The following is a 26,673-nucleotide window of genomic DNA, read 5'->3' as shown; positions in this document are numbered from 1 at the left end:
CGAAGCGTCATCGTCTTAGCCGATCGCCGCATTGAGGATGTTCTCCTGCGTGGCCTCGTCGCGAGGCATGATCGCGGTGAGGCGGCCTTCGCACATCACCGCGATACGGTCGGCAAGGCCCAGCAGCTCAGGCATTTCGGACGTCATCATGACGACCGCCAGGCCTTCGCCGGCGAGCCTGTCGATGAGCGCGAAAATCTCCGATTTGGCGCCGACGTCGATGCCGCGGGTGGGCTCGTCGACGACGATCACCTTGAGACCTCGCATCAGCCAGCGCGAGATCAGCACCTTCTGCTGGTTGCCGCCGGACAGGTTCTTGACCTGCTGGAACAGGCTGGGCGTCCGGATGCGGAAACGGTCGACATAGTCCTGCACCGCCTTGCGTTCCCTGGCCTTGTCGACGAAGCCCATTCTGGCGAAGGCGCCGAGCGAGGCGAGGCTGGCGTTCTGGTCGACCGGCAGCTCGCCCATCAGCCCTTCGCTCTTGCGGTCCTCGGTGAGCAGGCCGATTCCGAGCCGGACGCCGGTGTGCGTGTCGTGCGGCAGCAATCGGCTGCCATCGACCGAAATGGCGCCGGAAGTGATCGGGTCGTAGCCGACGATAGCCTTGGCGAGTTCGGTCCGGCCGGCCCCCATCAGGCCGAAAAAGCCGAGGACCTCGCCGGCATGCGCCTCGAACGACACATCCTTCAGCTTCTTGGCGGTGCTGAGCCCTTCAACGGAAAGCGCGACCTTGCTGCCCGGCGCACCGCGCTTGCGCGGGAACAGGTTTTCGATCCGCCGGCCGATCATGTCGTGGATCAGCGTGTCGTTTGTGTGTTCGCCGATCGGCCTGGTCGAGACGTGGCGGCCGTCGCGCAGGACGGTCACGGTGTCGGCGATCTCGAAGACCTCGTCGAGCTTGTGGCTGACATAGAGCACGGCGATGCCGAGCGAGGCCAGCCGGCGAATGACGGTGAACAGCAGCGAGACCTCGTTCGGCGTCAGCGAGGATGTCGGCTCGTCCATCACCACGACGCGGGCCTCGTGGGCGAGCGCGCGGGCGATCTCGACCATCTGCTGCTGGCTGACCGGCAGCGATCCCGTGCGTGCCGCCGGGTCGACATTGAAGCCGATGCGCTTGAACAGAGCGGCCGCATCGGCACGGATCTTCTTCCAGTCGATCGAGCCGCCCTTGCCGGTCGGATAGCCTTCGAGGAAGATGTTTTCGGCGACGCTGAATTCGGCGATCAGCGCGATCTCCTGGAACACCACCTTGATGCCCTCTTTCAGGCTGTCGCGCGGCGACTTGATGTCGGCCTCGCGGCCGCGCAGGCGGATGGTGCCGGCATCCTTGCCGTAGACCCCGGCCATGATCTTGATCAGCGTCGACTTGCCGGCGCCGTTCTCGCCCATCAGGGCGTGGATTTTGCCGGGTTCCAGGGTGAGGTCGACATTGTCCAGCGCCACCACGCCGGGAAAGCGCTTGCCGATGCCGCGCATCTCCAGTGCCGGCACGCTTTTGTCGACAGCCACGGTTTCGCCGGGGTGGAGGAAATCAACCGACATTGGCTCTGTTCCGCACGATGTCGAGATAGGTCGCCAGGATGATGACGATGCCCGGCACCACCATCTGCAGATCCTGGTTCCAGCCGAGGATGATGATGCCGTTGTCGATGACCTTCAGCACCAGCACGCCCAGCAATGTGCCGAGCAGCGAGCCGCGGCCGCCAAGCAGGCTGGTGCCGCCGAGGATGACGGCGGCAATCACCGTCAGCTCGAAGCCGCGACCGGCGGTCGGCTGGCCGGCATTCATCAGCGACGACAGGATCATGCCGGCAATGCCGACGCACAGGCCGGTGACGACGAAGGCGAAGAGTTTCATGCGTTGCGAGCGCACGCCGGAGAGACGAACGGCGCGCTCGTTGGCGCCGACAGCATAGAGATAGCGGCCGAGCGTGGTGAAGCGCAGCGTCGCCGCGGCCAGCGCGAAAATCACCGCTGCAAGGACCACGGGCAGCGGGATCGCGCCGATATAGCCGGCGCCGAGATCGGTGAAGCTTGCAAGCCGGTGATGGTTCTGCACCGCTTCACGCGTGAACAGATAGACGCCGCCCTGCAGCATCATCATCGTGCCGATGGTGGCGATCAGCGAGTTCACCTTGAGCCTGGTGACGACGAGGCCGTTGAAAAGGCCGACGGCACCGGAAAAGGCGAGCGCCGCCAGCAGGCCGAGCGTCAGGCTGTGCGTCGAATTGAGCACGGCCATGCCGATGCAGCCGACAAAGGCGAGCGATGCACCGACCGACAGGTCGACTTCGGCGGTGATGATCAGCATCGTCATGCCGGAGGCAACGATCAGCACCAGCGCGCATTGGCGCAGGATGGCGATGATGTTGGCCTCGGAATAGAATTGCGGCGCCGCAATCGAAATGGCGATGCAGAGCACGGCCAGGATCACGCCGAGCACCAGCTGGCTGCTGCCCAGCAGCTGGCCGCCGATGAAACGCCTTGGCGCGGAGGATTGCGTAAGCTCGCTCATGTCCATTTCATTTCCGGGCCCGTATCGGTGCCGTCGCCGTTCGGAAACCTGCCGGGTCAAAACAGGACGGTTGACCTGTTTTGCCGTCGGCATCCGATCCGATGCCCTTCCCGCCGTGCGGGAAGGGCTAGCCGGAATCCTTACTTCTTCAGGTCAGCCGACGTTTTCATGCACTTTTCCGGCGGCTGGAGCGCATTGACGGCATCCCATTTGATCGTTCGTGTGGTGCCATCGTAGTCGTAGAACTTCTTCCAGTCGTCGCCGTTCATCGGCGCGGTCGGGCTGACGATGTGTTCCGGCACCTCTTCGCCGTTGAAGAGCTTAACCGCTGCATCGATGGCGGTGTAGCCTTCCTTTTCCGGGAACATCGCGGCTTCGATGCGGTAGGACGGCTCGTTCTGCATGGCATTGATGAAGGCGAGGCCTTCGCCGCCGGTGCCGACCGTCAACAGGCTGTCCTGCGACTTGCCGGCCGCTTTCCAGGCCTGAAGGCCGCCGAGCGACGAGGAATCGTTGATGCCGTAGATGATGTTGATGTCGGCGTTCTTGGCAAGGGCCGCCGAAGAGACTTCGAGCGCGCGATCCGGATTGCCGCCGCCGTCGAGGTCGTGGACCATGACCGCGTCGGGGATGATGGTCTTCAGGCCGTCCATAAAACCCTGCGACCGCAGGACGGTGGCGGAGAGCAGCGGCAGGCCGACATTCATCACCTTGGCTTTGCCTTCGAGCTTTTCCTTGGCGTATTTGCCGGCTTCGACGCCGGCGGTGTAGCCGGTGTCGTAGTCGCAGATCGCGACCATGGTGGTCATGCCCTTGACCGGATTGCCTTCGAGCACGACTGGAACATTGTTGGATTTCGCCTGGCGCAGCAGCGGCACGACGCCTTCCTCGTTGACGGGCGTGATGATCAGGACGTCGACGCCCTTGGCCATGAAATCTTCGGCGGCGGAGACCTCCTTGGCAACGTCCAGATTGGCGTCCTGCACCTCGAGCTCGATGCCGAGTTCCTTGGCGCGGGACTGCATGCCCTTGATGACGTTCTGATACCACTCATGCGTAGCGTAGTTGGTGACGTAGCCGATGCGCTTCGGCATGTTTTCGGCGTGTGCCGCGGCGGCGCTCAGAGCAAGCACCGCCGCCGAGGCAAACAGCATCGATTTGGACCAGTTCATGTTTCTTCTCCCTGTATTTCTTGTCAGTTGCTGAACGGATAGTCCCGCCGTTCCGGGTCGGCACGTGAAGAGGCGGCAGCTTCGCCCGCGCCCAGCGCCGCCGATATTGTCTCGGCAGCCGCCTTCGTCCGCTCGAAGACGGTCTTGCGATCGAAGCGCGCGGCCTTTTGCGGCAGGAACGGGACGGTGAGCGCGGCAATGACCGCACCGGTATGGTCGCGCACCGGCATCGAGATGTTGGTGCAGCCCTCGACAGCCAGCGAGGCGCGCATTTCATAGCCGAGCCTTGCGACTTCGTTCAGCCGCGCTTCGATTTCCGCCCGGCTGCCTTGGCCTTCGCCTGCAGCGACGATCCGCTCGACGATACGGTCGCGCTCGGCGCGGCTCGAATGCGCCAGCAGCACCGCGCCGGAGCTCGTCTCGAGGATCGGGAAATGCGAGCCAAGGGCAACCGAATACCGCATCGGCAAAGGCGAATCGATCTGCAGCACGACCAGTGCGCTCTCGCCTTCGCGCACGACCAGATGGCAGCTCTGGTCGGCGTTGGCGGCGAGGCCGCGCATCACCGGCAGCGCACATTCGACCAGGCGGTTCACCGGGGGATGCATATGCGCCAGTTCGAACAGCTTCAACGACAGGCGGAAGCGGTCCGATTGGGTCCGGAAAATGTAGCCGCGCTTCTCCAGCAGCAGCAGGATGCGGTAGATCTCGTGAATGGAGCGCCCCATTCCGGTGGCGATCTCGGTCTGGGTCAGCGGCTCGCCGCTGGCAGCCATGAATTCCAGGATGTCGAGCGCCTTCTCCACCGCCGGCACGCGGTAGCCGTTGCGGCCGCTTTCGCCTTCGTCGATGGTCTGGGCAATATCGGTGGCCATTACGCGACGCTCCGTTGCGGCTGCCTGGTTTCGCGATAGAGCCGGTTCAGCCGGTCCGCGAGCTCCGCCGCCGGCAATTCGCCGGCGATGGCCGCCGCGGCATGAGGGGCGCATTGGCGGAAGAAGCTGATGAAGCCCGGATGGGTCGGGCGCAGATAGGAGGCTTCGATCGTCGCCAGCGTCGAGGCGAAGAAGCCGCCTGAGAGAGCGTTGACCTCGGCATCCTGCCAGGCCGCCAGCGATCCCGGCTGTCCGCCGGATTTCACATAGTCGCCGCGCTGATAGCCGGGCGAGCACAGAAACAGCGCGTAATCGATGGCTGCCTGCTTGTGTTTCGATTGGGCGCTGATGCCGATGCCGGCGCCGCCGAGCAAGGCGCCGGCGGATCGCGACGTCGGCACGTCGGCGAAGCGCAGAAACGGCCTGTCTGCCTTGGAGGCATAGTTCACATAGCCGAAGGCGAACGGCACGTAGACCACGTCGTCATGCGCGATCATATGATCGTAGCAGCGGATCGGGTTCCATTTCGGCGAGTTCGGGTGCGACAGCGCGGCAAGCTGGCGCAATTGCCCAACGGCCCGTTCGATTTTTTCCCTGACGATGAACTCGTCGCCGTCTTCGCTGGGCTCACCCAGCGTCAAAAGCAGGCACATGGCGTCAGTCGGCACCAACGGCAGCCCAAGCCATTTGCCGTCCTTCAAGGCGCGCCGGCCGAGATCCAGCACCTCGTCATGGCTGCGCGGCAGCGGTCCGTAGCGCTCCAGGAGATCGGGGCGATACGAGGCAACCTGGCAGGCAGCATCGATCGGCAACGCCCATTGGCGCCCGTCCCTTGCGTAGGATTGCCAGGATGCGCCAACTGAATCCTGTTCGAAACCGCGGCGCTGCTCAGCCGACAAATCAAACGGCACCATCAGCCCGCCTTCGGCAATATCGCCGATGAACGGATGGTCGAACACGACGAGATCATAGGCGTCGAGCACCGGACCAAGCGCGCCCTCGCCGAACTCGTAGAGGCTGCGGCGGTCCCATTCGATCTCAAGACCGGGATTTGCGGCACAATACGGCCCGATGCTGGCGTCGAGCGGACCCCAGCAGCGTCGGTGATCCCACGCGAGGCCGCGCAGCCTTGTCATGCCGAAATTCCTCCCAGAGCCGGCCATGCGCCGGCCCAGCCGATTAGTAGCAACTATTTTCACCTAGACAAGTAGTTTTTACATACGCAAAGCCCGACCCCACTTCCGTTTGGCAGGAAGCCGCCCAACCGTCCCTGGTGCGCATCGCGTTGCCGCCCGGCCCTACAACCAAAGGCTGCGATGGATCCGGTTTTTTGGGAACTTTCGCGAGGAACATTCGTTCGGTTGGCGCCGGTCATCTGGAGCAGCATCACTGAAATCAGCAGCCACGTCGCAGGGAGCAGGCCAAATGGACCAACTATGGGCGCGGCCATGAACCGGTTTACCGCCTTGGCATTCGCCACGTTTCTGGCGATAACTTCGATCTGGGTACTGTTTCTGGTTTCTTAGGATTTGGCTCTGGTTGCTCGGGATTTGCCGCTGGTTTTTAGGATTTGGAGGGGTTCTCGACAGGTCGACCGCTTAACGATGACATCCGCCGCATGCGGTTCTGCCAGCCGGAACCCCGTGCGTGAAGAAACTGTCGCCAGGAGCACACCGACGCGCACATTCGGGGTTGGCAGCCACGCTGCCTGCAACGTTCCAATCGGTTTTCAGAAAACGGCGAGATCTCATGTTGCTGAGGGCGATCGTTCGAAACTGTGCCGCCATCCGTCCTGGCCGCGTCGGCGCGACGATGCTTGTTGCCGGGCTGCTTGCCGGCTGCCAGGGCGGCGTGCTCGACCCGCAAGGGCCGGTCGGCGCCGCGCAACGCACGATCCTGCTCAATTCGGTTGCCATCATGCTGGCCATCGTCATCCCGACGATCGTGGCGACGCTCGGTTTTGCCTGGTGGTTCCGTGAGACCAACACAAGAGCGCAGTATTTGCCGGAATGGGCCTATTCCGGACGCATCGAACTGGTGGTCTGGTCGATCCCCATCCTCGTCATCCTGTTTTTGAGCGGCATTATCTGGATCGGGTCGCATGACCTCGATCCCATGAAGCCGCTGGATTCCCAGCAAAAGCCGCTTGAGGTGCAGGTTGTCTCGCTCGACTGGAAATGGCTGTTCATCTACCCCGAGCAGAATGTCGCGAGCATCAACCAGCTTGTGGTGCCGGCGGGCAGGCCGGTGCATTTCTCGCTCACCTCGGCAAGCGTCATGAACGCGTTCTTCGTGCCTCAGCTCGGCGGCATGATCTACACGATGAACGGCATGACGACACAGCTTCACCTGCAGGCGGATCAGCCGGGCGAATTCTATGGGCGGTCGGCCCATTTCAGCGGCGACGGTTTTCCAGGCATGCAATTCGTGCTGCATGCCGTCGCGGCGGACGCCTTCGATGCATTCGTCAATTCCGCGCGAAACCAGGGGCAGGCACTCGACAAGGCCAGCTACCAGGAACTGGCCAGACAGAGCCTGGACGTGCCGCCTTCGACCTATCGCTCGGTCGAGCCGGACCTTTTCCATGAAATCGCGACGCAGGGCGTTCCGCCCGCGCCCGGTCCCCAGGCCAGTCGCCCCGAGCCGGGCGTATCGCCCACGACAGGAGGGCTGACAATGCTCGGAAAATTGAGCTGGGACGTCATTCCGTTCGATCAGCCTCTGCCGATGATCGCCTCGGCGGTCGTCGCCCTGGCAATCCTCGGCGTGCTGGCCTGGGTCTTCCTGGCCGGCCATTTCCCCTATCTGTGGCGCGAATGGATCACCAGCGTCGATCACAAGCGGATTGGCGTGATGTACACGCTGCTGGCGCTGCTGATGCTGCTGCGCGGCTTCAGCGACGCCGTCATGATGCGGTCGCAGCAGGCCCTCGCCTTCCAGGCACCCGGCTATCTTCCGCCCGACCACTTCAACCAGGTCTTTTCCGCCCACGGCACCATCATGATCTTTTTCGGGGCGATGCCGTTCGTCATCGGCCTGATGAACCTGGTCGTGCCGCTGCAGCTCGGCGTCCGCGACGTTGCCTTTCCAACGCTCAATTCGGTGAGTTTCTGGCTCACCGCCACCGGTGCGCTGCTGGTCAACATCTCGCTGGTGATCGGCGAATTCGCGCGTACCGGATGGCTGCCCTATCCGCCGCTCAGCGAGACCGCCTACTCGCCGGGCGTCGGCGTCGATTATTATCTGTGGGCCGTGCAGATAGCGGGCGTCGGAACGCTGCTCACCGGCATCAATTTCGTCACCACGATCCTGAAGATGCGGGCGCCCGGCATGAATTACCTCAGGATGTCGATGTTCTGCTGGACCTCACTCGCCGCCAGCCTGCTCATCGTCGCCGCATTCCCGATCCTCACCGCCACGCTCGCGATGCTGACGCTCGACCGCTATTTCGGCTTTCATTTCTTCACCAACGAAGCCGGCGGCAACATGCTCATGTTCGTGAACCTGATCTGGGCCTGGGGCCATCCCGAGGTCTACATCCTCGTCCTGCCGGCGTTCGGCATCTTCTCGGAGGTCATCTCCACCTTCTCCAGCAAGCCGCTGTTCGGCTACCGCTCGATGGTGGCCGCGACGCTCTTCATCTGCATCGTCTCTTTCATGGTATGGCTGCACCACTTCTTCACCATGGGCGCCGGCGCCGACGTCAACGCCGCGTTCGGCATCGCCACCAGCATCATCGCTGTCGGTACCGGCGTGAAGATATACAACTGGATGTTCACCATGTATGGCGGCCGCATCCGCTTCGCGACGCCGATGCTGTGGTCGCTGGGCTTCATGGTGACGTTTGTCATCGGCGGCATGACGGGCGTGTTGCTGGCCGTGCCGCCGGCCGATTTCCTGCTCCACAACAGCCTGTTCCTGGTGGCGCATTTCCACAACGTCATCATCGGCGGTGTGCTGTTCGGGGCCTTCGCGGGATATACCTACTGGTTTCCCAAGGCATTCGGCTTCCGGCTGCACGAGGGCTGGGGCAAGCTGGCCTTCTGGCTGACGCTGACCGGCTTCTACGCCACCTTCGTGCCGCTCTACGCCGTCGGCCTGCTCGGCATGACCCGCCGCATGCAGCATTTCGACGTTCCGGCCTGGCATCCCTGGGTGCTGGTTGCCGGCGCCGGCATGTTAATCACCACCGCCGGCGTGGTCGCGCAGATCGTACAGCTCGTCGTCAGCATCCGGCAGCGCGCGGCACTTCGCGACGCCACCGGAGATCCCTGGGACGGTCGCTCGCTGGAATGGGCCACGCCCTCGCCGCCGCCGGTCTTCAACTTCGCCGCGCTTCCGCATGTCGAGGGCGAAGAGCCCTACTGGAGCATCAAGCAGCGGGCACGCGAGCAAAACCGGCTGCGCGACGAGCCTGAATACGAGCCGATCGAGATGCCGCGCAACAGTCCCACCGGGTTCATCTGCGCCTTCTTTGCGACCGTGATGGGCTTCGCCCTCATCTGGCACATCTGGTGGATGGTGGCGCTCGGCGCGCTCGGCGCTTTCGCCACCTTCGTCGTATTCGCGTGGCGCGACATCCCCGAATACGTCATTCCCGCCGCCGAAGTCGCCCGGATCGACCGCGCCAATCGAAGTGCCCGCCGCGAGGCGCTGGCCACCTACACGGGGCCAAGGCCATGACCGCGATCGACGTTCGAGAGCGTGATCCCTACCGCCTCGGCCATCGCGGGCACGGCCATGCACCCGGCCATGGCGACGGCGGCCCGGCACCGATCCGGATCGTCGTCGGCTACGGCTTCTGGATCTTCCTGCTGAGCGACATCGTGATGTTCTCCGCCTTCTTCGCGGCCTATGCCGTGCTGGCGGGCAAGACGGCGGGCGGACCAAGCGGAGCCGAGCTGTTCGACCTGCGCAACGTCGCGATCGAGACGTCCGCTTTGCTTTTGTCGAGCTTTACCTGCGGTCTCGCCAGCCTCGCCGTGACAGCACGGCGAAGCTCCTGGTTCTATGTCGCGATGGCTGTCACCTTCGTGCTCGGCGCCACCTTCATCCTGCTCGAGCTGCGCGAGTTCGCGCATATGGTTGCCGGCGGTGCCGGACCGACGCGCAGCGCTTTCCTGTCGGCGTTCTTCACGCTGGTTGGATGCCATGGCCTTCACGTCACGGCGGGGCTGCTGTGGCTGCTCACGATGATGGCGCAGATCTTCGCCAAGGGATTCCGCGACGATATTCTTCGGCGTTTCATGTGCTTCAGCCTGTTCTGGCACGCCCTCGACATCATCTGGGTCGCCCTGTTCACAGTGGTCTATCTCCTGGGAGCAAGTCGATGAGCAATGCGGATGATCGCCACGCGCAACGGCGCGACACCGATGGCCTGGAGCGCTACGACATCGATACCGCGCCGGGTGACGAATACCTCGGCGACGCCGAGGTCGGATCCGGGCTACGCGGCTATGTGATCGGCCTCGGGCTGGCAACGCTGCTGACCATCGCCTCATTCTGGTTGCCCGGAACGAACCTGATATGGGCACCCGGCATTCCGGTGGCGCTGGTCGTGCTGGCGATCGCCCAGATGGGCGTGCATCTCGTCTTCTTCCTGCACATCACGACGGGGCCGGACAACACCAACAACGCCCTGGCGCTTGCCTTCGGCGTGCTGATCGTCGTTCTGGTGATCGGCGGCTCGATCTGGATCATGGCCAATCTCGACCACAATTTGATGCCGATGAACGCTAACATGAACATGAACCGCTAGGGATTATTCCGGCCGTTGGCCGCAGTTCATGCGACAGCGAGCTCGGTCTCAAGCCCGTTCGAATGTGCCGACGACCTCGGCCTCTCCCAGGGCGCGCGGCGCGGCCTCCTTGAGCACATCCATCTCCCTGTCTGAGGCTCCCGCATAAAAACCATGAGCCGCCGATGTTCCGTTCGCCGCAACTCGGTCAAACCGGATAGCCCGCCATTGCCCGGAACATTCGCCGCGGAAACGGGTTTTTCGGTTCGGACGCATCGCCGCGGAATAACGGCAATGGGCTCGGCAATGGACGAAGGGCGCGACATGACCGGGCTAAGCGGTAAGCAACCAAGCGGGGCGAAAGGTGTTGTGGTCGTATTCTCCGCGCCGGGCGGCGAGACCATCTACGCGCACGAATGGGAAACCGTCGTTGCCGTCGCGCGCACGATTGCAGCGTTGAAGGGATTTTCCTTCCGCCAGGGCCTTCGTGACGGCGGCGGTGACAGCGGCGGGCTGTATTTCGTGCCGGACGACAGCCTGCTTGCCGCCGATGCGGCCCAACTGGGCATCAACGGGCCCGACGACCTCTTCGGCGGCGTGGTGCGCTGGCGCCTCGCAACCACCAAGGCCATAACCCACGAGCTGGTGGACGGATCGGCGGCACGGCCAAAAGAATGGCCCGCCGGCTTCGGCAGCGCCGTCGCCGCAGCCGTACTGCCCGGCTACACTGCATTTTCACGCCGTGACGCGCTGCGCGCAGCGCAACGTCTGCTGGAGCTCGGGCTGGTCCGGTTCAAGCCACCGCGCGCTTCGCGGGGCCGCGACCAGCACACCGCCGCGACGGTCGGCGATGTCGAAAGGCTGCTGGACCAATATCCATCCTCTGACCTAAGCGAATACGGCCTTGTTCTCGAAACGCAGCTTCGCGACATCGTTACGCTGAGCGTTGGCAGAACCACGATCGACGAATTGTCGGTCAGCTATTACGGCACCCAGCGGACGACGACCGACAACGACGGACAGCCCGTCTACGGCGGATCCGATCTGGTTGTCGTGCGCGGCGGATGGGAGGCGCTGGATGGGCTGGGACTATCTCCGGCGCTGGGTTTGGCCGTGGCGCAGGCGAGAACCTATGACGCAGCGATGGATGGTTATCCCGGATTCTTCGCCTCGCGACGCAACTACGACATCGGCCAAGGTGTCGATTCCTCGGGCATCTGGCGATCGGGTGTGCTGGAAGCCAGCTGGCGGATCGGTGGCAGCAGCAGCGCCGAGCTGGCAGCAATGGACGCCATGAAGCGCGACCCCGACATGCAGATCGTGCATGTCTCCGCCGTCAAGCAGTTCGGCAGCACTGCCCGGCTGCCGCTGAACGCAACAATCCATTTCCACGGGGAGGACCCCGAGGAGGGTCAAATCACGCGTTATACCGTCGTCACCCAGGCGATCCGAGAGCCGATCGGGGAGGCCGGCCGATCGTCATTCTAGCCATGTCAGGTCGGGCCGAAACACGCCGCCGGCCGGGAACATCCGCCAATGGTGTTCCACACTTTTCCTGGAATTGCTCTAACCGCGGCGGCAATTGAAGGTTCCGCGGCTTCGGATTTCGTTGCCGCTACAGGTCAAGGGCGAAGATCACAGCCGCGCCTTGGTGGTGCGTGGCGTCGCCAGGAGCAGGCTTGTTTCGCTGCCGGTAATTCCGGGGATCAGGCGGATGCGCCTCAGCACCGCGTCGAACTCGCTCAGGGTCTGGGTTCCGAGTTCTATCACCAGATCCCAGCGGCCATTGGTGGTGTGGATGGTCGAGACCTCGGAGAAGCCGCCCAGCGCCCGGATGACGCGATCGGCGGCGTGGCCTTCGATCTCGATCATCATGATGCCGCGCACGCGCTGATCGACCGCGTCGGCGCGCAGAATGACGGTGTAGCCGACGATGACGCCGTCTCGTTCAAGCCGCTCGATCCGCGACCTTACCGTTGCCCGAGAGACACCCAGGCTGATGGCAAGATCGGAAATGCTGCGCCGGGCGTCGTGCCGCAAAGAGGTGATGATCTGCTCGTCGAGCTGGTCCATGATTGCTCACTACGGAAGTAGATGATGCCACTATGGTAAGGCACTTCGACAAATTTGCCAATTTGACATGTTCATTCTGCCAGCGATGCCGGCTTCAATAAAGGCATCGTAATTGGTGGGGTATGAGCATGCATTGCACGATCGTTGGAGCGCCGATCCAGGCCGGCTCGGGCAGGATGGGCTGCGAGATGGGGCCCAGTGCGCTGCGCACCGCCGGCCTGGCCAGCGCGCTGACCGAACTCGGCCATACGTTGACCGACCTCGGAACCATCGTCCCTGCCGACATGCGTCCTGTCGCACATGGCAACGCGGCGGTTAAGGCGCTGCCGGAAATTGCCGCCTGGACAGCGGCAATCAGCGAAACGGCCTATGCCGCGAGCGCCGACGCGATGCCGATCTTTCTCGGCGGCGACCACAGCATTTCGGCCGGCACGCTCGCCGGCATTGCCCGCCGGGCGGCGAATGCCGGCCGGCCGCTCTTCGTGCTGTGGCTCGACGCCCACCCCGATTTTCATACGCTCGACACGACCACCAGCGGCAATTTGCATGGTGTGCCGCTGGCCTACGCCAGCGGGCAGCCCGGCTTCGAGGGCTATTTCCCCCGCCTTGCAGCGCAGGTGGATCCGGCTCGCATATGCGCGCTGGGGATCCGCAGCGTGGACCTGGCGGAACGGGAAGCGTTGCGCAGAGCCGGCGTGACGGTCCATGACATGCGTTCGATCGACGAGCACGGCATTGCGCAACTGCTTCGCGCCTTTCTCGAACGGGTGAGCGCCGCCAACGGGATGCTGCACGTCAGCCTCGACGTCGATTTTCTCGACCCGTCGATCGCCCCGGCGGTCGGCACCACCGTTCCAGGCGGCGCCACCTTCCGCGAGGCACATCTGGCGATGGAAATGCTGCATGACAGCGGCCTCGTCACCAGTCTCGACCTGGTCGAGCTCAATCCTTTTCTCGACGAGCGCGGCCGCACCGCCACGCTTTTGGTCGACCTGACCGCAAGCCTGATGGGCCGGCGGATCATGGATCGCCCGACGAGGGGGTTCTGAGCCATGACCGTCAATTTGAACATCGTCCCGTTCGTCAGCGTCGACCGCATGATGAAGCTGGTGCTTGCCATCGGCATCGAGCGCTTCCTGCTCGAGCTTGCCGCCTATATCGAAGAGGATTTCAGGCGCTGGGAGCTGTTCAACAAGACGCCGCGGGTCGCCTCGCACAGCGTTGACGGCGTCATCGAGCTGATGCCGACCAGCGACGGGCAGCTTTACGGGTTCAAATACGTCAACGGGCATCCGAAGAACACGCGTGACGGCCGCCAGACCGTGACCGCTTTCGGCGTGCTTGCCGATGTCGGCAACGGCTATCCGATGCTGCTTTCGGAAATGACCATCCTGACCGCGCTCAGAACCGCCGCAAGCTCGGCCGTCGCGGCGAAATACCTCGCTCCCGAGGCCGCCAGGTGCATGGCGATCATCGGCAATGGCGCGCAATCGGAATTCCAGGCGATTGCCTTCAAGGCGCTGCTTGGCGTCGACAGGCTGCGGCTCTACGATATCGACCCGGCGGCCTCGGCGAAATGCATGAAGAACCTTGCCGGCATGGGTTTCGACATCAAGCTCTGCGCGTCGGCGCAGGAAGCCGTTGAAGGTGCAGAGATCATCACCACGGTCACCGCTGACAAGCGGTCGGCAACAATCCTAACCGACAACATGGTCGGATCCGGCGTGCACATCAACGCCGTGGGCGGCGACTGCCCGGGCAAGACCGAGCTGCATCGCGACATTCTGCTGCGCTCGGACATTTTCGTTGAATATCCGCCGCAGACGCGCATCGAAGGCGAGAGCCAGCAGCTCGATGCGGATCATCCGGTTACCGAATTGTGGCAGGTGATGACAGGAAAGGCAGCAGGCCGGACGGATGCCCTACAGATCACATTATTTGATTCCGTCGGCTTTGCGATCGAGGATTTTTCCGCGTTGCGCTACGTCCGCGATCAGCTTCAGCGGACCGGTCTTTACGAGGAACTAGACCTTCTGGCCGATCCCGATGAGCCGCGCGACCTGTTCGGCATGCTGCTGCGGGCCGAAAAAGCGACCGGGCTGGCGGTTGCCGGCAGCTGAGCTGCGATCCTGTCGGTCAGTCCTTCTTTTCCCGATACAGGCGCTCGGTTGCGCGCTCGCTTTCCCTGCGCTCCGCCGGGCCGCGACGGCGCTGCGTGAGCAGGGCGTAGGCGATCAGAATTGCCAGCAGCAGTGGACCGCCTGCAACGACGAGCAACCACAAACTATTCCCAGACATCGACCGTCTCCTTTCCCTCACAACCGGGAAGGACCCGAACCGTTCCTCCGTCTTGTTGGGAATCGTCAGCGGGGCGTGGTGCAATTCAGGATTTTATGCCTCGGTCAGGACGTTGCACGCCTTGTCTGCACTCAGGATGTCCTTATCTAGACTCTTATCCTTCGATCACATGCACTCTCTGCGAAGTGAAGGGAACCACAAGCGCTTTCTGACATTTGGTTGTTCAAGAGACAAACGTGCAGCCACACCGGCTCCGGGGCTAGGAATACCATGCGTGAGAATCAATCCGACGTCTTCGATCTGTTTTCCGAGGTTTACAAGAATGCGGCTCAGGAGGAGATAAGCCTCCAGCAATATCTGCTTGCCTGCCGCGAGGACAAGTCGATGTACGCCTCGGCACCCGAACGGATGGTCGAGGCGATCGGCGAACCGACCTTTGTCGATACCAGCAAGGACGAGCGGCTCGGCCGTATTTTTTCGAACCGGACGATCAAGATCTATCCAACCTTCGCCGACTTTTACGGCATGGAGGATACGATCGAGCGTATCGCCGGTTATTTCCGCTATGCCTCGCAAGGGCTCGAGGAACGCAAGCAGATCCTCTATCTCCTCGGCCCGGTCGGCGGCGGCAAGTCCTCGCTTGCGGAGCAGCTGAAAAGGCTGATGGAGCAGCGTCCGATCTATACGCTGAAGGTCGGCGGCCAGGTCAGCCCGGTCTTCGAATCGCCGCTCGGGCTGTTCGATCCAGACCGCATGGGCGACCTTTTGGAGGACAAATACGGCATCGCCCGGCGGCGGCTGAACGGCCTGATCTCGCCCTGGGCGGCAAAGCGCCTCGACGAATTGTCCGGCGACATCTCCAAATTCAGCGTCGTCAAGCTGATGCCGTCCCGGCTGCGCCAGATCGGCATCGCCAAGACCGAGCCGGGCGACGAGAACAACCAGGACGTGTCGGCCCTGGTCGGCAAGGTCGACATCAGGCAGCTGGAAAACTTCAGCCAGTCCGATCCGGACGCCTACTCCTATAGCGGCGGGCTGAACCGGACGACGCAAGGGCTGCTCGAATTCGTCGAGATGTTCAAGGCGCCGATCAAGGTGCTGCATCCGCTGCTGACCGCGACCCAGGAAGGCAGCTACAACGGCACCGAGAATTTCGGCGCTTTCCCCTATCAGGGCATCATCGTTGCCCATTCCAACGAGTCGGAATGGCTGCAGTTCAAGAACAACAAGAACAACGAGGCGTTCCTCGACCGCATCCTGGTGGTCAAGGTGCCGTATTGCCTGCGCGTCACCGAAGAGCGGCAGATCTACGAGAAGCTGTTGCGCGAGAGCGAATTGGCTAACAGCCCCTGCGCTCCGGAAGTGCTCGATATCCTCAGCCGGTTCACCGTCTCGACCCGCCTGGCCGAACACGACAATTCGCCGCTCTACACCAAGATGCGCGTCTATGACGGCGAGAACCTCAAGGAAACCGATCCCAAGGCGAAGTCGGTCCAGGAATACCGAAACGCCGCCGGCGTCGACGAAGGCATGACCGGCGTCAGCACCCGCTTCGCCTTCAAGATCCTGTCGCAGACCTTCAATTACGACACCGAAGAGGTGGCGGCCGATCCGGTGCATCTGATGTACATCCTTGAAGAGGCGATCAAGCGCGAGCAGTTCCCGAAGGAGACCGAGGCGGACTATCTCGATTTCATCAAGTCGGAGCTGGCCACCCGTTATGCCGAGTTCATCGGCCACGAGATCCAGAAGGCCTATCTGGAATCCTACAGCGAATACGGCCAGAACCTGTTCGACCGCTATATCGCCTACGCCGATGCCTGGATCGAGGATCAGGACTACAAGGATACCGATACCGGCCAGATCCTCAATCGCGAGGTCTTGGACAACGAACTGTCGCAGGTCGAAAAGCCGGCCGGCATCGCCAATCCCAAGGACTTCCGCAACGAAGTGGTGAAGTTCACGCTGCGCGCGCGGGCCAGAAACCATGGCCGCAACCCGTCATGGACAAGCTACGAGAAGCTGCGCGAAGTCATCGAGAAGCGGATGTTCGGGCAGGTCGAGGACCTGCTGCCGGTGATCAGCTTCGGCTCCAAGCAGGACAGCGTGACGGAGAAGCGGCATACCGAATTCGTGCAGCGGATGATCCAGCGCGGCTACACCGAGCGCCAGGTCCGCCGGCTGGTGGACTGGTACATGCGGGTGAACAAGGCGGGTTGAAGCCAGCCCGGGGTAACATATGCCGATCTTCATCGATCGCCGACTGAACCCGAAGGACAAAAGCCTCGGCAATCGGCAGCGTTTCCTGCGGCGGGCGCGCGAAGAGTTGAAGCGCACCATCCGCGATCAGATCCGCGCCGGCAAGATCGCCGACGTGGACGCCGAGCATGCCGTTTCGATGCCGGCGCGGGGTACCGGCGAGCCGAGCTTCAACGATGCCAGGAACAGCGGCAGCCGCCAGCACGTCCTGCCCGGCAACAAGCATTTCACCCCAGGCGACCGGCTGCCCAAGCCCGGCCAGGGCGGCGGCATGGGGTCCGCCCCGGGGAGAACCGAATCGGAGGACGATTTCCGTTTCGTGCTGTCGCGCGAAGAGGTGCTCGATCTCTTTTTCGAAGACCTCGAACTGCCTGACATGGTCAAGCTCAACCTCAAGGAGATCCTCGCCTTCAAGCCGCGCCGGGCCGGCTTTGCTGCGACCGGCTCGCCGACCAACATCAATGTCGGGCGCACGATGCGCAACAGCCATGGCCGCCGCATAGCGCTCAGGCGCCCCAAGCAGGAGGAACTCGACGCAATCGAGCAGGAGGTCGCGTCGCTGGAGGCGAAGCCGCAAAACGCCGAGCTGCGCCAGCGCATCGTGGCGCTGCAGGAAGAGCTTGAGCGGCTGGAGCGCCGCCGCAAGCGGATCGCCTTTGTCGATCCGGTCGATATCCGCTTCAACCGCTTCGACGCCCAGCCGGTGCCGAACGCCAATGCGGTGATGTTCTGCCTGATGGACGTGTCCGGTTCGATGGGCGAACGCGAGAAGGATCTGGCCAAGCGCTTTTTCGTGCTGCTGCACCTGTTCCTGAAACGGCGCTATGACCGGACCGAGGTGGTCTTCATCCGCCACACGCACGAGGCGCAGGAGGTCGACGAGGAAACCTTCTTCTACAACACCCAGAGCGGCGGCACGGTGGTTTCCACGGCGCTTGAGGAGATGCACCGCATCGTCGAGCAACGCTATCCCAGCCGCGAATGGAACATCTATGTCGCCCAAGCTTCGGACGGCGACAATTTCGTCACCGATTCCGAGCGCTGCATCGCCCTGCTCGACGAACAGATCATGCGGCTCTGCCAGTATTTCGCCTATGTCGAGATCCTCGACGAGCGCGAGAGCCACATCTTCGGCGCTACCGACAACGGCACGTCGCTATGGCGTGCCTACAGTGCGGTCAAGCTGAGATGGTCAAATTTCCAGATGAGCCGCATCGCCACGGCGGCCGACATCTACCCGGTTTTCCGCCAGCTCTTCGCCAGACAGCCGGGTTATCAAAAGCGCGGCGAAAGAGGGGGCTGATGGCGAGCAGATCCGGGCTGCTATTTTCCGGTTCCGACTGGGATTTCAGGACGCTGTCGCGCGCCTACGAGACCATCGAGGCGATCGCCACCGAAGAGCTCCACCTCGACATCTATCCGGTGCAGATGGAGATCATCTCGTCCGAACAGATGCTCGACGCCTATTCCTCGGTCGGCATGCCGCTGATGTACCGGCACTGGTCCTTCGGCAAGCACTACCTCTACCAGGAACTGCTCTATCGCAAAGGCGGACGGGGGCTGGCCTATGAACTCGTCATCAATTCCAATCCCTGCATCGTCTATCTGATGGAAGAAAATACCATGGCCCTGCAGGCTCTGGTGACGGCGCACGCGGCACTTGGCCACAACCATTTCTTCAAGAACAATTATCTGTTCCGGCAGTGGACGGACGCCGGCGCCATCCTCAGCTATCTCGACTTCGCCAAGGGCTATATTGCCCGCTGCGAAGAGCGGCACGGCGTCGATGCGGTGGAAGAGATCCTCGATGCCGCACATGCGCTGATGGAACAGGGCGTGTTCAGATATCACCGACCGCCGAAGCTGTCGTCGGAAAAGCAGCGCGAGGGCCTTCGCGAGCGCCTGGAGTACGAGGAGCGTTCCTACAACGATCTGTGGCGCACGCTGCCGCCTTCCAAGGACGGCACCAAGGTCCGCGAGACGGATACCATGACAGAGCGCAAGAAATCGCTCAAGCTGCCCGAGGAGAACCTGCTCTATTTCCTGGAGAAGAACAGCCTGATCCTGGAACCATGGCAGCGTGAGGTCATCCGGATCGTCCGCGTCATCGCGCAGTATTTCTATCCCCAGCGGCAAACGCAGGTGATGAACGAGGGCTGCGCCACCTTCGTGCATTACACGCTGATGAACCTTTTGTTCGACCGCGGCCTGATCGGCGAAGGTGCCATGCTGGAGATCCTGCGCAACCATTCAAATGTGATCTTCCAGCCGGGGTTCGACGATCCGCGCTTTTCCGGTATCAACCCTTACGCGCTGGGCCTCGACATGATGCAGGACATCCAGCGCATCTCGACCGCGCCGACGGCCGAGGACCGCGACTGGTTCCCCGACATCGCCGGCAACGGCGACTGGCGCCAGACCTTGCTGGACGCCTGGGCCAACCATCGCGACGAGTCCTTCATCCGCCAATATCTGAGCCCTACCCTGATACGGAAATGGCGATTCTTTGTGCTTGCCGATGCTGCCAACGACCCCCATTACGAAGTCGCCTCGATACACAATGAGCGCGGCTACGAGAGCATCCGCGGCGCACTCGCCCACAGCTACGACATCGGCGCCAGCCGGCCCGACATCCAGGTGGTGGATGTGGACCTGCTCGGCGACCGGCATCTGCGCCTGCAGCACAAGGTCAAGGACGGCATCGTGCTGGAAGGCGGCAGCCGCGACGCCACGCTGCGCCACATCCGCAAGCTCTGGGGTTACGAGGTCAGCATGGTCGCGGTCGACGCGCAGACCGGCGCCACGCTCCACGAACGGTCTACCAGCCAGATCGGGGAATGACCCTACCGGCTTGCCGCCGACGTCGGGTGTCATCGCCTTTGCCGGATCACCAACGACCCTATCTACGGGCGCACCTTGGCATGGTCGGAGCAGGAACATGCGCGCATTGATGATCGCCGCCCTTCTTCTGGTCGCCGTCTCGATGGCGCTCTCGCTCGCGCACGCTTTGGAATTGCCCGGCAAGTTGCGCCTCAACGCGGCCGCCTACAGATCAGTGCAGGCGATCTACTATCCCGGCTTCACGATCGGCGGGTTCGCCGAGATCGGCGGCATCATTGCACTCGCCGTCCTGCTTTACCTGACGCCCTATCCAAGCGCCCGATTCTGGTGGACCTTGGCGGCGCTTGTCTTCTTGCTCGCGGAGCATGCGACCTATTGGTTGGTCACGCATCCCGTCAATAATTTCTGGGTGCAAGACGTTGCCATGCCGAAATCAGCCGGGACGTTTTTTTCAATGTTCTCTCGAAAGCAGGCCGGCGACTGGAGAGATTTGCGCAACGTCTGGGAGGCTTCGCATGTCGCCAGGGCAGGCCTGGCGATGCTGAGCCTCGTCTCAATTGCTGTCGCCGCGACATTTTTTGCCGAATAGCCCCGGGATCAAGACGGCGCCCTCGTCCGCCAATTTGCGGCCGCGGACGCTGCATCCGTCAGATCAGAGAACGAACCCGGCGCCGTATTGTCTTAACGTCAAGCGATCCGGCCGCTCAGCGGTCGGCGCGATGCTTGTTGTGAGCGCTTTCCTGGTGCTCGCCGCGGATGATGTTGCGATCGTCGGGATCGGCAATATCCTTCGGGTCCGATCTGAGCTCGGCACCGCGCCGGAACGCCTCGCGCTCTTGCCTGGTCTTTTTCAAATCCGCTTCGGCGTCGAAATCCTTGCCGGCGTTTTTCGTGTTCTCGCGCTCTTCGATGATGCGCAATTGCTGCTCATGGGTCTTTTTTCCGGCCATCGGTGACCTCCTTCTTTCTATTTTCCGCTTTCCCAGGGTCCAATTCGCTACAGCCCGAAAGGATAGGTCTCGGGAAGGCCTGTCCCCACATGTTCCGGCCCAAGCGGCGTCACGGCACTGGTTTCATCGAACCAGACGAAAGCATCGAACTGGCGGGCGAGCGAGGCGTCCGCATAATGGCTGTGGAGCTCGGTTTCGGGCCGGTAGATGACGCCGATAAAGCGTTCCAGCCGGCGCTCCAGAAGCCGTTCGCGCAGCGTGTCGTCGCGCTCGAAATCGAGCAGGAAAGGCGAGACGCCGCTGTCGTGGCAAAGCCGCTCATAGCTGTCGTTGTGGGAAGGCCGCACCGGTTTCACTTCCATGTCGCCGTCCCAGTCGGTGGCGGCTGCCACCGTCCCGGAATGAGTACTGAGCCCAATCAAGGCAACCTCGTCGCCAAAACGCTGGCGACAGAGCTGGCCGATGTTCAATTCGTCCCTGACGATCCCCATCTCGGTATAGCGGGCATCGCCGATATGGGAATTATGAGCCCAGACCACCGCCTTGGCGTCCGGGCCGCGGGCCTGAAGCAGGTGCTCCAGCGTTTCGAACATGTGGGTGTCGCGCAAGTTCCAGGACTGCGCGCCGCCGTAATACATGGTGCGGTAGTAGCGCTCGGCGGAGGCGACCAGGCGGGCGTTCTGGGTGGCGTCGAGGAAATCGATGCCGTCCTGCTGGGCATAGTCGAGCTCTCTGGAAAGCAGTTCCCGGCATTGCTCGAGCACGGCCTTCTCGCATTGCCGGTAGCCGGAGGTGAGTGCGACACGGCCATAGGTGGCCGGGTCGTTCTGCCACGGGGTCAGGCAGCCGTAGCGTTCGCGTGCGATCCTTGCCGCCCGCGGATCGACGCGGTCGAGATATTGCAGGACAGCCGCGATCGATCCGCCCATATTGTAGATGTCGAGGCCATAGAACCCGACCCGCCGGGAGGATATGCTGATCCGCCCATTATGCTGTCGCATCCAGTCGACGAACGCCGCGACGTCGGTGTTGCGCCACATCCAGGTGGGAAAGCGCTGGAACGGCGGCGCGGCGCCCGGCCGCGGCGACCGATGGCGGACGTAGCGGTCGATCGTCGCGGCATCGGGCCAGTCGGCCTCGACCGCGACGATGGTGAAGCCATGCTTCTCGATCAGCCTGCGAGTGATCGCGACGCGCGCACGATAGAACTCCGACGTGCCGTGGCTGGCTTCGCCGAGCAAAACGACGCGGCGGTCGGCAAACCGGTCGAACAGCGCACCGAAGGCCGGATCGTCGAAATCCGGAAGCGGTTCGGCGGCGGCCGCGATCATCTGCGGCAGGCTGCTCCTGCGCTGATGCCGGTGCGGAAGCTCGGCCGCTATCTGGCTGTCGCTGCCTGGCTCGCCCCAGCCTTGCTCGCCGATCAGCGGAACAAACCGCACGCCGCCGAAATCCTCCTCGGTGTAAGTTGCTGCGCCGGTCCGTGTGACCTTGAGCAGGCGCTGCGAGTCGAATTCGTCGCCGACCGGGATGACAAGCCGGCCGGCGACGTCGAGCTGTTCCTGCAGAGCGAGCGGTGCGCCGGGTCCGGCGGCCGCAACCAGGATCGCATCGAAGGGTGCCGCCTCTGGCCAGCCCTTGGTGCCGTCGCCGATGCGGACTTCGATATTGTCATAGCCGAGCTTTTTGAACCGCTGCCTCGCCGTTTCAGCCAACGCGGCGTGGCGCTCGATTGTGTAGACGCGTTCGACGATACGGCTCATTACGGCAGCCGCATAGCCTGATCCGGTGCCGACCTCGAGGACGTGGTCACCGGCTCCGACCTCCGCCATTTCGATCATGAACGCAACGATATAGGGCTGGGATATCGTCTGACCTTCGGCGATCGGCAGCGGCCCGTCCTCATAGGCGAATTCTTCGAAACCAGGCTCGACGAAAGCCTCGCGCGGGACCTCGCGCATCGCCTGAAGGACATTGCGGTCGCGAATGCCACGGCGGCTCAGGTGGATATCGACCATTTGGTTGCGGGCATGGGAGAGATCGAGCATCTTTCTGCTCCTCCTAGGGCTTCCGCCACCCAAGCTGCTCAGCGGCACTTTGGCCGGTCGTTATGCCGGGCCTCGGCAGTCCACTTGGATTTCATGCATACGGTGCATCTTCCTAACCGTTGGCGAGCCCTGAGGTTCCCCAAAAGAGAGACCCGCTTTCTGTCCGGCGAGGCGGGTTGCAGGATCGGCAAGCGGGCGCTGGCTGCACCGCCCAAACTTATTTCGAGGCAAATCCTTTCTCCGGCGCGACGCCACTCCAGATAACGACGGACGAGGGTATTCCGGAGGCATGTCCATGAACGACGAGGCTCGCACCGCTGCGCAAACAACCGGCCTTGACCAGGTCGATCTGTTGGACCGCTACTGGCGCGCCGCGAACTACATTTCGGTTGGCCAAATCTATCTGCTCGACAATCCGCTCTTGCGCGAGCCCTTACGGCCCGAGCACATCAAGCCGCGGCTGCTCGGCCATTGGGGCACAACGCCCGGCCTCAATTTCATCTATGTGCATCTGAACCGGATCATCCGTGAACGTGGTCTCGATGTTCTGTTCATCTGCGGGCCGGGTCATGGCGGCCCGGCAATGGTCGCGAACACCTGGCTCGAGGGCACCTACAGCGAGATCTATCCCGAGGTCGGCAGGGGCGAAGACGGCCTGCGAAAGCTGTTCCGGCAGTTCTCGTTTCCCGGCGGAGTGCCGAGCCACGCGGCTCCGGAGACGCCCGGCTCGATCCACGAAGGCGGAGAACTCGGCTATGCTCTGGTCCATGCGTTCGGCGCCGCCTTCGACAATCCGAACCTTGTCGTTGCCTGCGTCGTCGGCGATGGCGAAGCTGAGACAGGCCCGCTCGCCGCGGCCTGGCATTCCAACAAGTTCCTGAACCCGGCATCCGACGGTGCCGTCCTGCCGATCCTGCATCTCAACGGCTACAAGATCGCCGGCCCGACGATCCTCGGCCGCATGGAAGACGAGGCATTGCGCAGCCTGTTCCTCGGCTATGGCTACGAAACCTTCTTCGTGGAAGGTCATGATCCTGCCGCGATGCATCGCGAGATGGCGCGCACGCTCGATACCGTGCTCGACCGGATCCACCCCATCCAGGAGCCTGCACGAGCCGCGGGCTGGAAGGGAGAGCGGCCGCTGTGGCCGATGATCGTGCTGCGCAGCCCCAAGGGCTGGACCGGGCCGAAAGAGGTCGACGGCAAGAAGGTCGAGGATTTCTGGCGCTCGCACCAGGTACCGGTGTCGAACGCGCGTGGCGACGCGGCGCACCGCCAGATCCTCGAAGACTGGATGCGCAGCTACGAGCCGGAAAAACTGTTCGACAAAGGCGGGCATCTCCTGCCGGAGCTCGCAGCACTTGCGCCGACAGGGCCAAGACGCATGGGCGCAATCCCCTTCGCCAATGGCGGGTTGCTGAAACAAGACCTCGTGCTTCCCGATTGGAAAGGCCTGGCGCTCGACGTACCGCGTCCGGGCGGTACCGTCGGAGAGGCGACGCGGACCGTCGGAAGCTACCTTCGCGACGTGATACGCTTGAACGCCAAGGCCAGGAATTTCCGGCTGATGGGGCCGGACGAGACATCCTCCAACCGCCTCGACGACGTGTTCGAGGTTACGGACCGCGTCTGGATGGAGCGGATCGAGCCTTACGACGTCCATCTTTCCCGCGACGGCCGCGTCATGGAAGTGCTCAGCGAGCACCTTTGCCAAGGCTGGCTGGAGGGCTATCTGCTTACCGGCCGCCACGGCCTGTTCTCGTGCTACGAGGCGTTCGTCCACATCGTGGATTCCATGGTCAACCAGCACGCCAAATGGCTGAAGACCTCCGGCGAACTTGCCTGGCGCAAGCCGATCGCCTCGCTGAACTACCTGCTGACCTCGCATGTCTGGCGGCAGGATCACAACGGCTTCAGTCATCAGGACCCGGGCTTTGCCGATTTCGTCGCCAACAAGAAGGCCGACACGGTAAGGCTCTACTTCCCGCCGGATGCCAACACGCTGCTGTGGATCACCGACCATTGCCTGAAAACCTACAACCGCATCAACGTCATCGTCGCCGGCAAGCAGCCGGCGCCGCAATGGCTGTCCGTCGAAGACGCGGAAGCGCACTGCAAGGCCGGCGCCGGCATCTGGGAATGGGCCGGGACGGTGGCCAAGGGCGAAGACCCGGATGTGGTCCTGGCCTGCGCCGGCGACGTGCCGACACTGGAGACCCTTGCCGCAGCCGACCTCCTGCGCTCGGGCGTTCCGGACCTGAAGATCCGCGTCGTCAATGTCGTCGACCTGATGATTTTGCAGTCGAATTCCGAGCATCCGCATGGCTTTGCCGACGACAGATTCGACGCACTGTTCACCAGGGCCAAGCCGGTCATCTTCGCCTATCACGGCTACCCCTATCTCATTCACCGTCTGACCTACCGGCGCGCCAATCACGACAACATGCATGTGCATGGCTTTCGCGAGGAAGGCACGACGACGACGCCGTTCGACATGGTGGTGCTCAACCAGCTCGACCGCTATCATCTGGCGCTCGCCGCGATCGCGCGCGTGCCGGGGCTGGCCGAGCGGGCGAAGGAGCTTGCCGCGGCGCTGCATGCGAAATTGGCTGAGCACAAGGCCTATGTCCGCGAACAAGGCGAGGACATGCCCGAGATCCAGAAATGGTCCTGGCCACAGGACAGCGCGACGAGGGCCGACGATTGATGCGACGATCGATCCTTGCGTTGAATGCCGGCTCGTCGAGCATCAAGTTCAGACTTTACGACCTTGCGGCATCCGCCGAGCTGGATCTTGCCTCGCGCGGTTCGCTGGATCTGGGCGACGCGCCAAGGCTGACCGCAAAAGCTGCCGATGGGGAGCTGCAGTGCGATCGGCCGCTTGCCGCAGCCGCATCACGCGACATGGGCATCGGCCAGATGCTGCAATGGATCGAGAACGAACTTGGCGGACGGAAATTGATTGCCGCTGGCCATCGCATCGTCCATGGCGGACGCGAGTTCGTCGAACCTGTCCGCCTGACGCCGACAGTTATCGAGGCTCTCGACGGGCTGACCCCGCTTGCGCCACTGCACCAGCCACGCAGCCTCGCACCAATCCGGGCGCTTGCCGCGTTGCGGCCCGACCTGCCGCAGGTCGGATGTTTCGACACGGCCTTCCATCGGGCCATCGAGCCTCTGGTCAGCCGTTTCGCGCTGCCGCGCCGCTACGAGGCGGACGGCATCCACCGCTACGGCTTTCACGGGCTTTCCTACGAATATGTCGCCGGCTGGCTCAAGCAGATATCGCCCGAACTGGCGGCGAAAAGAACCATCGTCGCCCATCTCGGCAACGGGGCGAGCCTGTGCGCCATGCGCGACGGGCGAAGCGTCGATACGACGATGGGCTTTTCGGCGCTTGACGGCCTGGTCATGGGCACACGCTGCGGCGCCATCGATCCGGGCGTGCTTTTATACCTGCTGCTGGAAAGAGGCGTTTCGGGAGAAGCGCTGCAAGACATGCTGTACGAGGAATCCGGCTTGCTCGGCGTGTCCGGCATTTCCGGCGACATGCGCACGCTGGAAGCCAGCAACGACCGCCGGGCTCGCGAAGCGGTGGAGCTTTTCGCCTTCCGCGCCGCCAGGGAAGTTGCCGCCCTCGCCAACACGCTGGGCGGGCTGGAATGCCTAGTGTTCAGTGGGGGCATCGGCGAGCACTCTGCCCCGGCCCGCAAAGCGATTTGCGACAGACTTGGCTGGCTCGGCGTGGCGATAGACGAGGCCGCCAACAAATCCCATGAAGCGCTCATAAGCCAAGCGGACAGCAAGGTCGAAGCCCGCGTCATCGCAACCGACGAAGAAGGTGTCATCGCCCGCCACACCCGCAAGGTGATGGAGGGGCTCGGCTGATGCGGACGGCC

At 63.0% G+C, this 26,673-nt stretch carries 21 protein-coding genes and 1 pseudogene; 13 read left to right on the top strand and 9 right to left on the bottom strand.

The genetic code is table 11. The features are described from left to right. Positions 1-15: 15 nt before the first annotated feature. The 5 genes from NKG60_RS07545 to NKG60_RS07525 form a co-directional block, all read right to left on the bottom strand. A complete protein-coding gene (locus NKG60_RS07545) occupies positions 16-1,548 on the bottom strand; it encodes a sugar ABC transporter ATP-binding protein (protein ID WP_352974707.1) in 1,533 nt (510 codons plus the stop codon). Beyond that, complete coding sequence (locus NKG60_RS07540; RefSeq protein ID WP_352862929.1) at positions 1,538-2,521, bottom strand: ABC transporter permease; 984 nt, start codon at positions 2,519-2,521, stop codon at positions 1,538-1,540. Before NKG60_RS07540 ends, NKG60_RS07545 begins: the two co-directional genes overlap by 11 nt. Positions 2,522-2,661: 140 nt before the next feature. Beyond that, entirely contained in the window at positions 2,662-3,693 is a 1,032-nt protein-coding gene (locus tag NKG60_RS07535; RefSeq protein ID WP_352862928.1) for a sugar ABC transporter substrate-binding protein, read from the bottom strand. Positions 3,694-3,716: 23 nt separating this feature from the next. Next, positions 3,717-4,568: an IclR family transcriptional regulator gene (locus NKG60_RS07530; protein ID WP_352862927.1), complete on the bottom strand. Its 852-nt coding sequence runs from the start codon at positions 4,566-4,568 to the stop codon at positions 3,717-3,719. Then, on the bottom strand, positions 4,568-5,704 hold the full coding sequence (locus tag NKG60_RS07525) for an extracellular solute-binding protein (protein ID WP_352974703.1): 1,137 nt from the start codon (positions 5,702-5,704) through the stop codon (positions 4,568-4,570). The genes NKG60_RS07530 and NKG60_RS07525 overlap by 1 nt, the downstream gene beginning before the upstream one ends. Positions 5,705-6,317: 613 nt before the next feature. On the opposite strand from NKG60_RS07525, the pseudogene cyoA reads away from it, so the two are divergent. The 5 genes and pseudogenes from cyoA to NKG60_RS07500 all read left to right on the top strand — a co-directional run. Further along, positions 6,318-7,154 (top strand): annotated as a pseudogene (cyoA, locus tag NKG60_RS07520) (ubiquinol oxidase subunit II); the annotation flags it as partial. A 90-nt stretch (positions 7,155-7,244) separates the two neighbouring features. Then, positions 7,245-9,251: a cytochrome o ubiquinol oxidase subunit I gene (cyoB, locus tag NKG60_RS07515; RefSeq protein ID WP_352863089.1), complete on the top strand. Its 2,007-nt coding sequence runs from the start codon at positions 7,245-7,247 to the stop codon at positions 9,249-9,251. Then, positions 9,248-9,901, top strand: a complete 654-nt coding sequence (gene cyoC / locus NKG60_RS07510; protein ID WP_352663775.1) for a cytochrome o ubiquinol oxidase subunit III — start codon at positions 9,248-9,250, stop codon at positions 9,899-9,901. Before cyoB ends, cyoC begins: the two co-directional genes overlap by 4 nt. Next, positions 9,898-10,326 carry a cytochrome o ubiquinol oxidase subunit IV gene (gene cyoD, locus NKG60_RS07505; protein WP_352862925.1) on the top strand — a complete coding sequence of 143 codons (429 nt, stop codon included), beginning with the start codon at positions 9,898-9,900 and terminating at the stop codon, positions 10,324-10,326. Before cyoC ends, cyoD begins: the two co-directional genes overlap by 4 nt. Positions 10,327-10,599: 273 nt before the next feature. Continuing rightward, positions 10,600-11,793 carry a DUF3182 family protein gene (locus NKG60_RS07500; protein WP_352862924.1) on the top strand — a complete coding sequence of 398 codons (1,194 nt, stop codon included), beginning with the start codon at positions 10,600-10,602 and terminating at the stop codon, positions 11,791-11,793. Between the two features lie 147 nt (positions 11,794-11,940). Here the strand turns inward: NKG60_RS07500 and NKG60_RS07495 are convergent, their stop codons facing one another. Further along, entirely contained in the window at positions 11,941-12,378 is a 438-nt protein-coding gene (locus NKG60_RS07495) for an Lrp/AsnC family transcriptional regulator (protein WP_292655471.1), read from the bottom strand. Between the two features lie 128 nt (positions 12,379-12,506). Between NKG60_RS07495 and rocF the strand changes: the two genes are divergently transcribed. Continuing rightward, the gene (gene rocF, locus NKG60_RS07490; RefSeq protein WP_352862923.1) at positions 12,507-13,427 is read left to right on the top strand and encodes an arginase; all 921 of its coding nucleotides are present in this window, start codon (positions 12,507-12,509) and stop codon (positions 13,425-13,427) included. A 3-nt stretch (positions 13,428-13,430) separates the two neighbouring features. Next, the gene (gene ocd, locus NKG60_RS07485) at positions 13,431-14,498 is read left to right on the top strand and encodes an ornithine cyclodeaminase (protein WP_352862922.1); all 1,068 of its coding nucleotides are present in this window, start codon (positions 13,431-13,433) and stop codon (positions 14,496-14,498) included. A 16-nt stretch (positions 14,499-14,514) separates the two neighbouring features. Here ocd and NKG60_RS07480 read toward each other — a convergent pair whose 3' ends face one another. After that, positions 14,515-14,676: a hypothetical protein gene (locus NKG60_RS07480; protein WP_352492153.1), complete on the bottom strand. Its 162-nt coding sequence runs from the start codon at positions 14,674-14,676 to the stop codon at positions 14,515-14,517. Positions 14,677-14,946: 270 nt separating this feature from the next. On the opposite strand from NKG60_RS07480, the gene NKG60_RS07475 reads away from it, so the two are divergent. The 4 genes from NKG60_RS07475 (at position 14,947) to NKG60_RS07460 (ending at position 20,365) form a co-directional block, all read left to right on the top strand. Continuing rightward, entirely contained in the window at positions 14,947-16,896 is a 1,950-nt protein-coding gene (locus NKG60_RS07475; RefSeq protein WP_352449545.1) for a PrkA family serine protein kinase, read from the top strand. Between the two features lie 19 nt (positions 16,897-16,915). Continuing rightward, the gene (locus NKG60_RS07470) at positions 16,916-18,238 is read left to right on the top strand and encodes a YeaH/YhbH family protein (RefSeq protein ID WP_352663785.1); all 1,323 of its coding nucleotides are present in this window, start codon (positions 16,916-16,918) and stop codon (positions 18,236-18,238) included. Beyond that, positions 18,238-19,776, top strand: coding sequence for a SpoVR family protein (locus tag NKG60_RS07465; protein ID WP_352663787.1), 1,539 nt, complete (start codon positions 18,238-18,240; stop codon positions 19,774-19,776). Before NKG60_RS07470 ends, NKG60_RS07465 begins: the two co-directional genes overlap by 1 nt. Before the next feature lie 97 nt (positions 19,777-19,873). After that, entirely contained in the window at positions 19,874-20,365 is a 492-nt protein-coding gene (locus NKG60_RS07460) for a DUF1772 domain-containing protein (protein WP_352663789.1), read from the top strand. Between the two features lie 115 nt (positions 20,366-20,480). On the opposite strand, the gene NKG60_RS07455 is transcribed toward NKG60_RS07460, so the two are convergent. Together NKG60_RS07455 and NKG60_RS07450 are read right to left on the bottom strand one after the other, a co-directional pair. After that, the gene (locus NKG60_RS07455; protein WP_023720508.1) at positions 20,481-20,726 is read right to left on the bottom strand and encodes a hypothetical protein; all 246 of its coding nucleotides are present in this window, start codon (positions 20,724-20,726) and stop codon (positions 20,481-20,483) included. Positions 20,727-20,773: 47 nt separating this feature from the next. Next, a complete protein-coding gene (locus NKG60_RS07450; RefSeq protein WP_352663793.1) occupies positions 20,774-22,774 on the bottom strand; it encodes a protein-L-isoaspartate(D-aspartate) O-methyltransferase in 2,001 nt (666 codons plus the stop codon). Between the two features lie 295 nt (positions 22,775-23,069). Here NKG60_RS07450 and NKG60_RS07445 point away from each other — a divergent pair, with 295 nt between their 5' ends. Together NKG60_RS07445 and NKG60_RS07440 are read left to right on the top strand one after the other, a co-directional pair. Further along, positions 23,070-25,481, top strand: coding sequence for a phosphoketolase family protein (locus tag NKG60_RS07445; protein ID WP_352974698.1), 2,412 nt, complete (start codon positions 23,070-23,072; stop codon positions 25,479-25,481). Beyond that, complete coding sequence (locus tag NKG60_RS07440; protein ID WP_352663797.1) at positions 25,481-26,662, top strand: acetate/propionate family kinase; 1,182 nt, start codon at positions 25,481-25,483, stop codon at positions 26,660-26,662. Before NKG60_RS07445 ends, NKG60_RS07440 begins: the two co-directional genes overlap by 1 nt. The last annotated feature ends 11 nt before the right edge of the window (positions 26,663-26,673 follow it).

This window comes from Mesorhizobium sp. M1428 (assembly GCF_040317515.1).
GTDB lineage: Bacteria > Pseudomonadota > Alphaproteobacteria > Rhizobiales > Rhizobiaceae > Mesorhizobium.
The sequence above is the reverse complement of the archived record's forward strand: the minus strand, read 5'-3'. Positions and strand labels throughout refer to the sequence as shown.

Coding starts and splice junctions, on each gene's coding strand:
- NKG60_RS07500 (WP_352862924.1), top strand. CDS start 10,600: ATGGGCTCGGCAATGGACGAAGGGCGCGACATGACCGGGCTAAGCGGT.
- cyoB (WP_352863089.1), top strand. CDS start 7,245: ATGCTCGGAAAATTGAGCTGGGACGTCATTCCGTTCGATCAGCCTCTG.
- cyoD (WP_352862925.1), top strand. CDS start 9,898: ATGAGCAATGCGGATGATCGCCACGCGCAACGGCGCGACACCGATGGC.
- cyoC (WP_352663775.1), top strand. CDS start 9,248: ATGACCGCGATCGACGTTCGAGAGCGTGATCCCTACCGCCTCGGCCAT.
- NKG60_RS07535 (WP_352862928.1), bottom strand. CDS start 3,693: ATGAACTGGTCCAAATCGATGCTGTTTGCCTCGGCGGCGGTGCTTGCT.
- NKG60_RS07465 (WP_352663787.1), top strand. CDS start 18,238: ATGGCGAGCAGATCCGGGCTGCTATTTTCCGGTTCCGACTGGGATTTC.
- NKG60_RS07540 (WP_352862929.1), bottom strand. CDS start 2,521: ATGAGCGAGCTTACGCAATCCTCCGCGCCAAGGCGTTTCATCGGCGGC.
- NKG60_RS07530 (WP_352862927.1), bottom strand. CDS start 4,568: ATGGCCACCGATATTGCCCAGACCATCGACGAAGGCGAAAGCGGCCGC.
- NKG60_RS07455 (WP_023720508.1), bottom strand. CDS start 20,726: ATGGCCGGAAAAAAGACCCATGAGCAGCAATTGCGCATCATCGAAGAG.
- NKG60_RS07475 (WP_352449545.1), top strand. CDS start 14,947: ATGCGTGAGAATCAATCCGACGTCTTCGATCTGTTTTCCGAGGTTTAC.
- NKG60_RS07440 (WP_352663797.1), top strand. CDS start 25,481: ATGCGACGATCGATCCTTGCGTTGAATGCCGGCTCGTCGAGCATCAAG.
- NKG60_RS07525 (WP_352974703.1), bottom strand. CDS start 5,704: ATGACAAGGCTGCGCGGCCTCGCGTGGGATCACCGACGCTGCTGGGGT.
- NKG60_RS07450 (WP_352663793.1), bottom strand. CDS start 22,774: ATGCTCGATCTCTCCCATGCCCGCAACCAAATGGTCGATATCCACCTG.
- ocd (WP_352862922.1), top strand. CDS start 13,431: ATGACCGTCAATTTGAACATCGTCCCGTTCGTCAGCGTCGACCGCATG.
- NKG60_RS07470 (WP_352663785.1), top strand. CDS start 16,916: ATGCCGATCTTCATCGATCGCCGACTGAACCCGAAGGACAAAAGCCTC.
- NKG60_RS07545 (WP_352974707.1), bottom strand. CDS start 1,548: ATGTCGGTTGATTTCCTCCACCCCGGCGAAACCGTGGCTGTCGACAAA.
- NKG60_RS07445 (WP_352974698.1), top strand. CDS start 23,070: ATGAACGACGAGGCTCGCACCGCTGCGCAAACAACCGGCCTTGACCAG.
- rocF (WP_352862923.1), top strand. CDS start 12,507: ATGCATTGCACGATCGTTGGAGCGCCGATCCAGGCCGGCTCGGGCAGG.
- NKG60_RS07495 (WP_292655471.1), bottom strand. CDS start 12,378: ATGGACCAGCTCGACGAGCAGATCATCACCTCTTTGCGGCACGACGCC.
- NKG60_RS07480 (WP_352492153.1), bottom strand. CDS start 14,676: ATGTCTGGGAATAGTTTGTGGTTGCTCGTCGTTGCAGGCGGTCCACTG.
- NKG60_RS07460 (WP_352663789.1), top strand. CDS start 19,874: ATGCGCGCATTGATGATCGCCGCCCTTCTTCTGGTCGCCGTCTCGATG.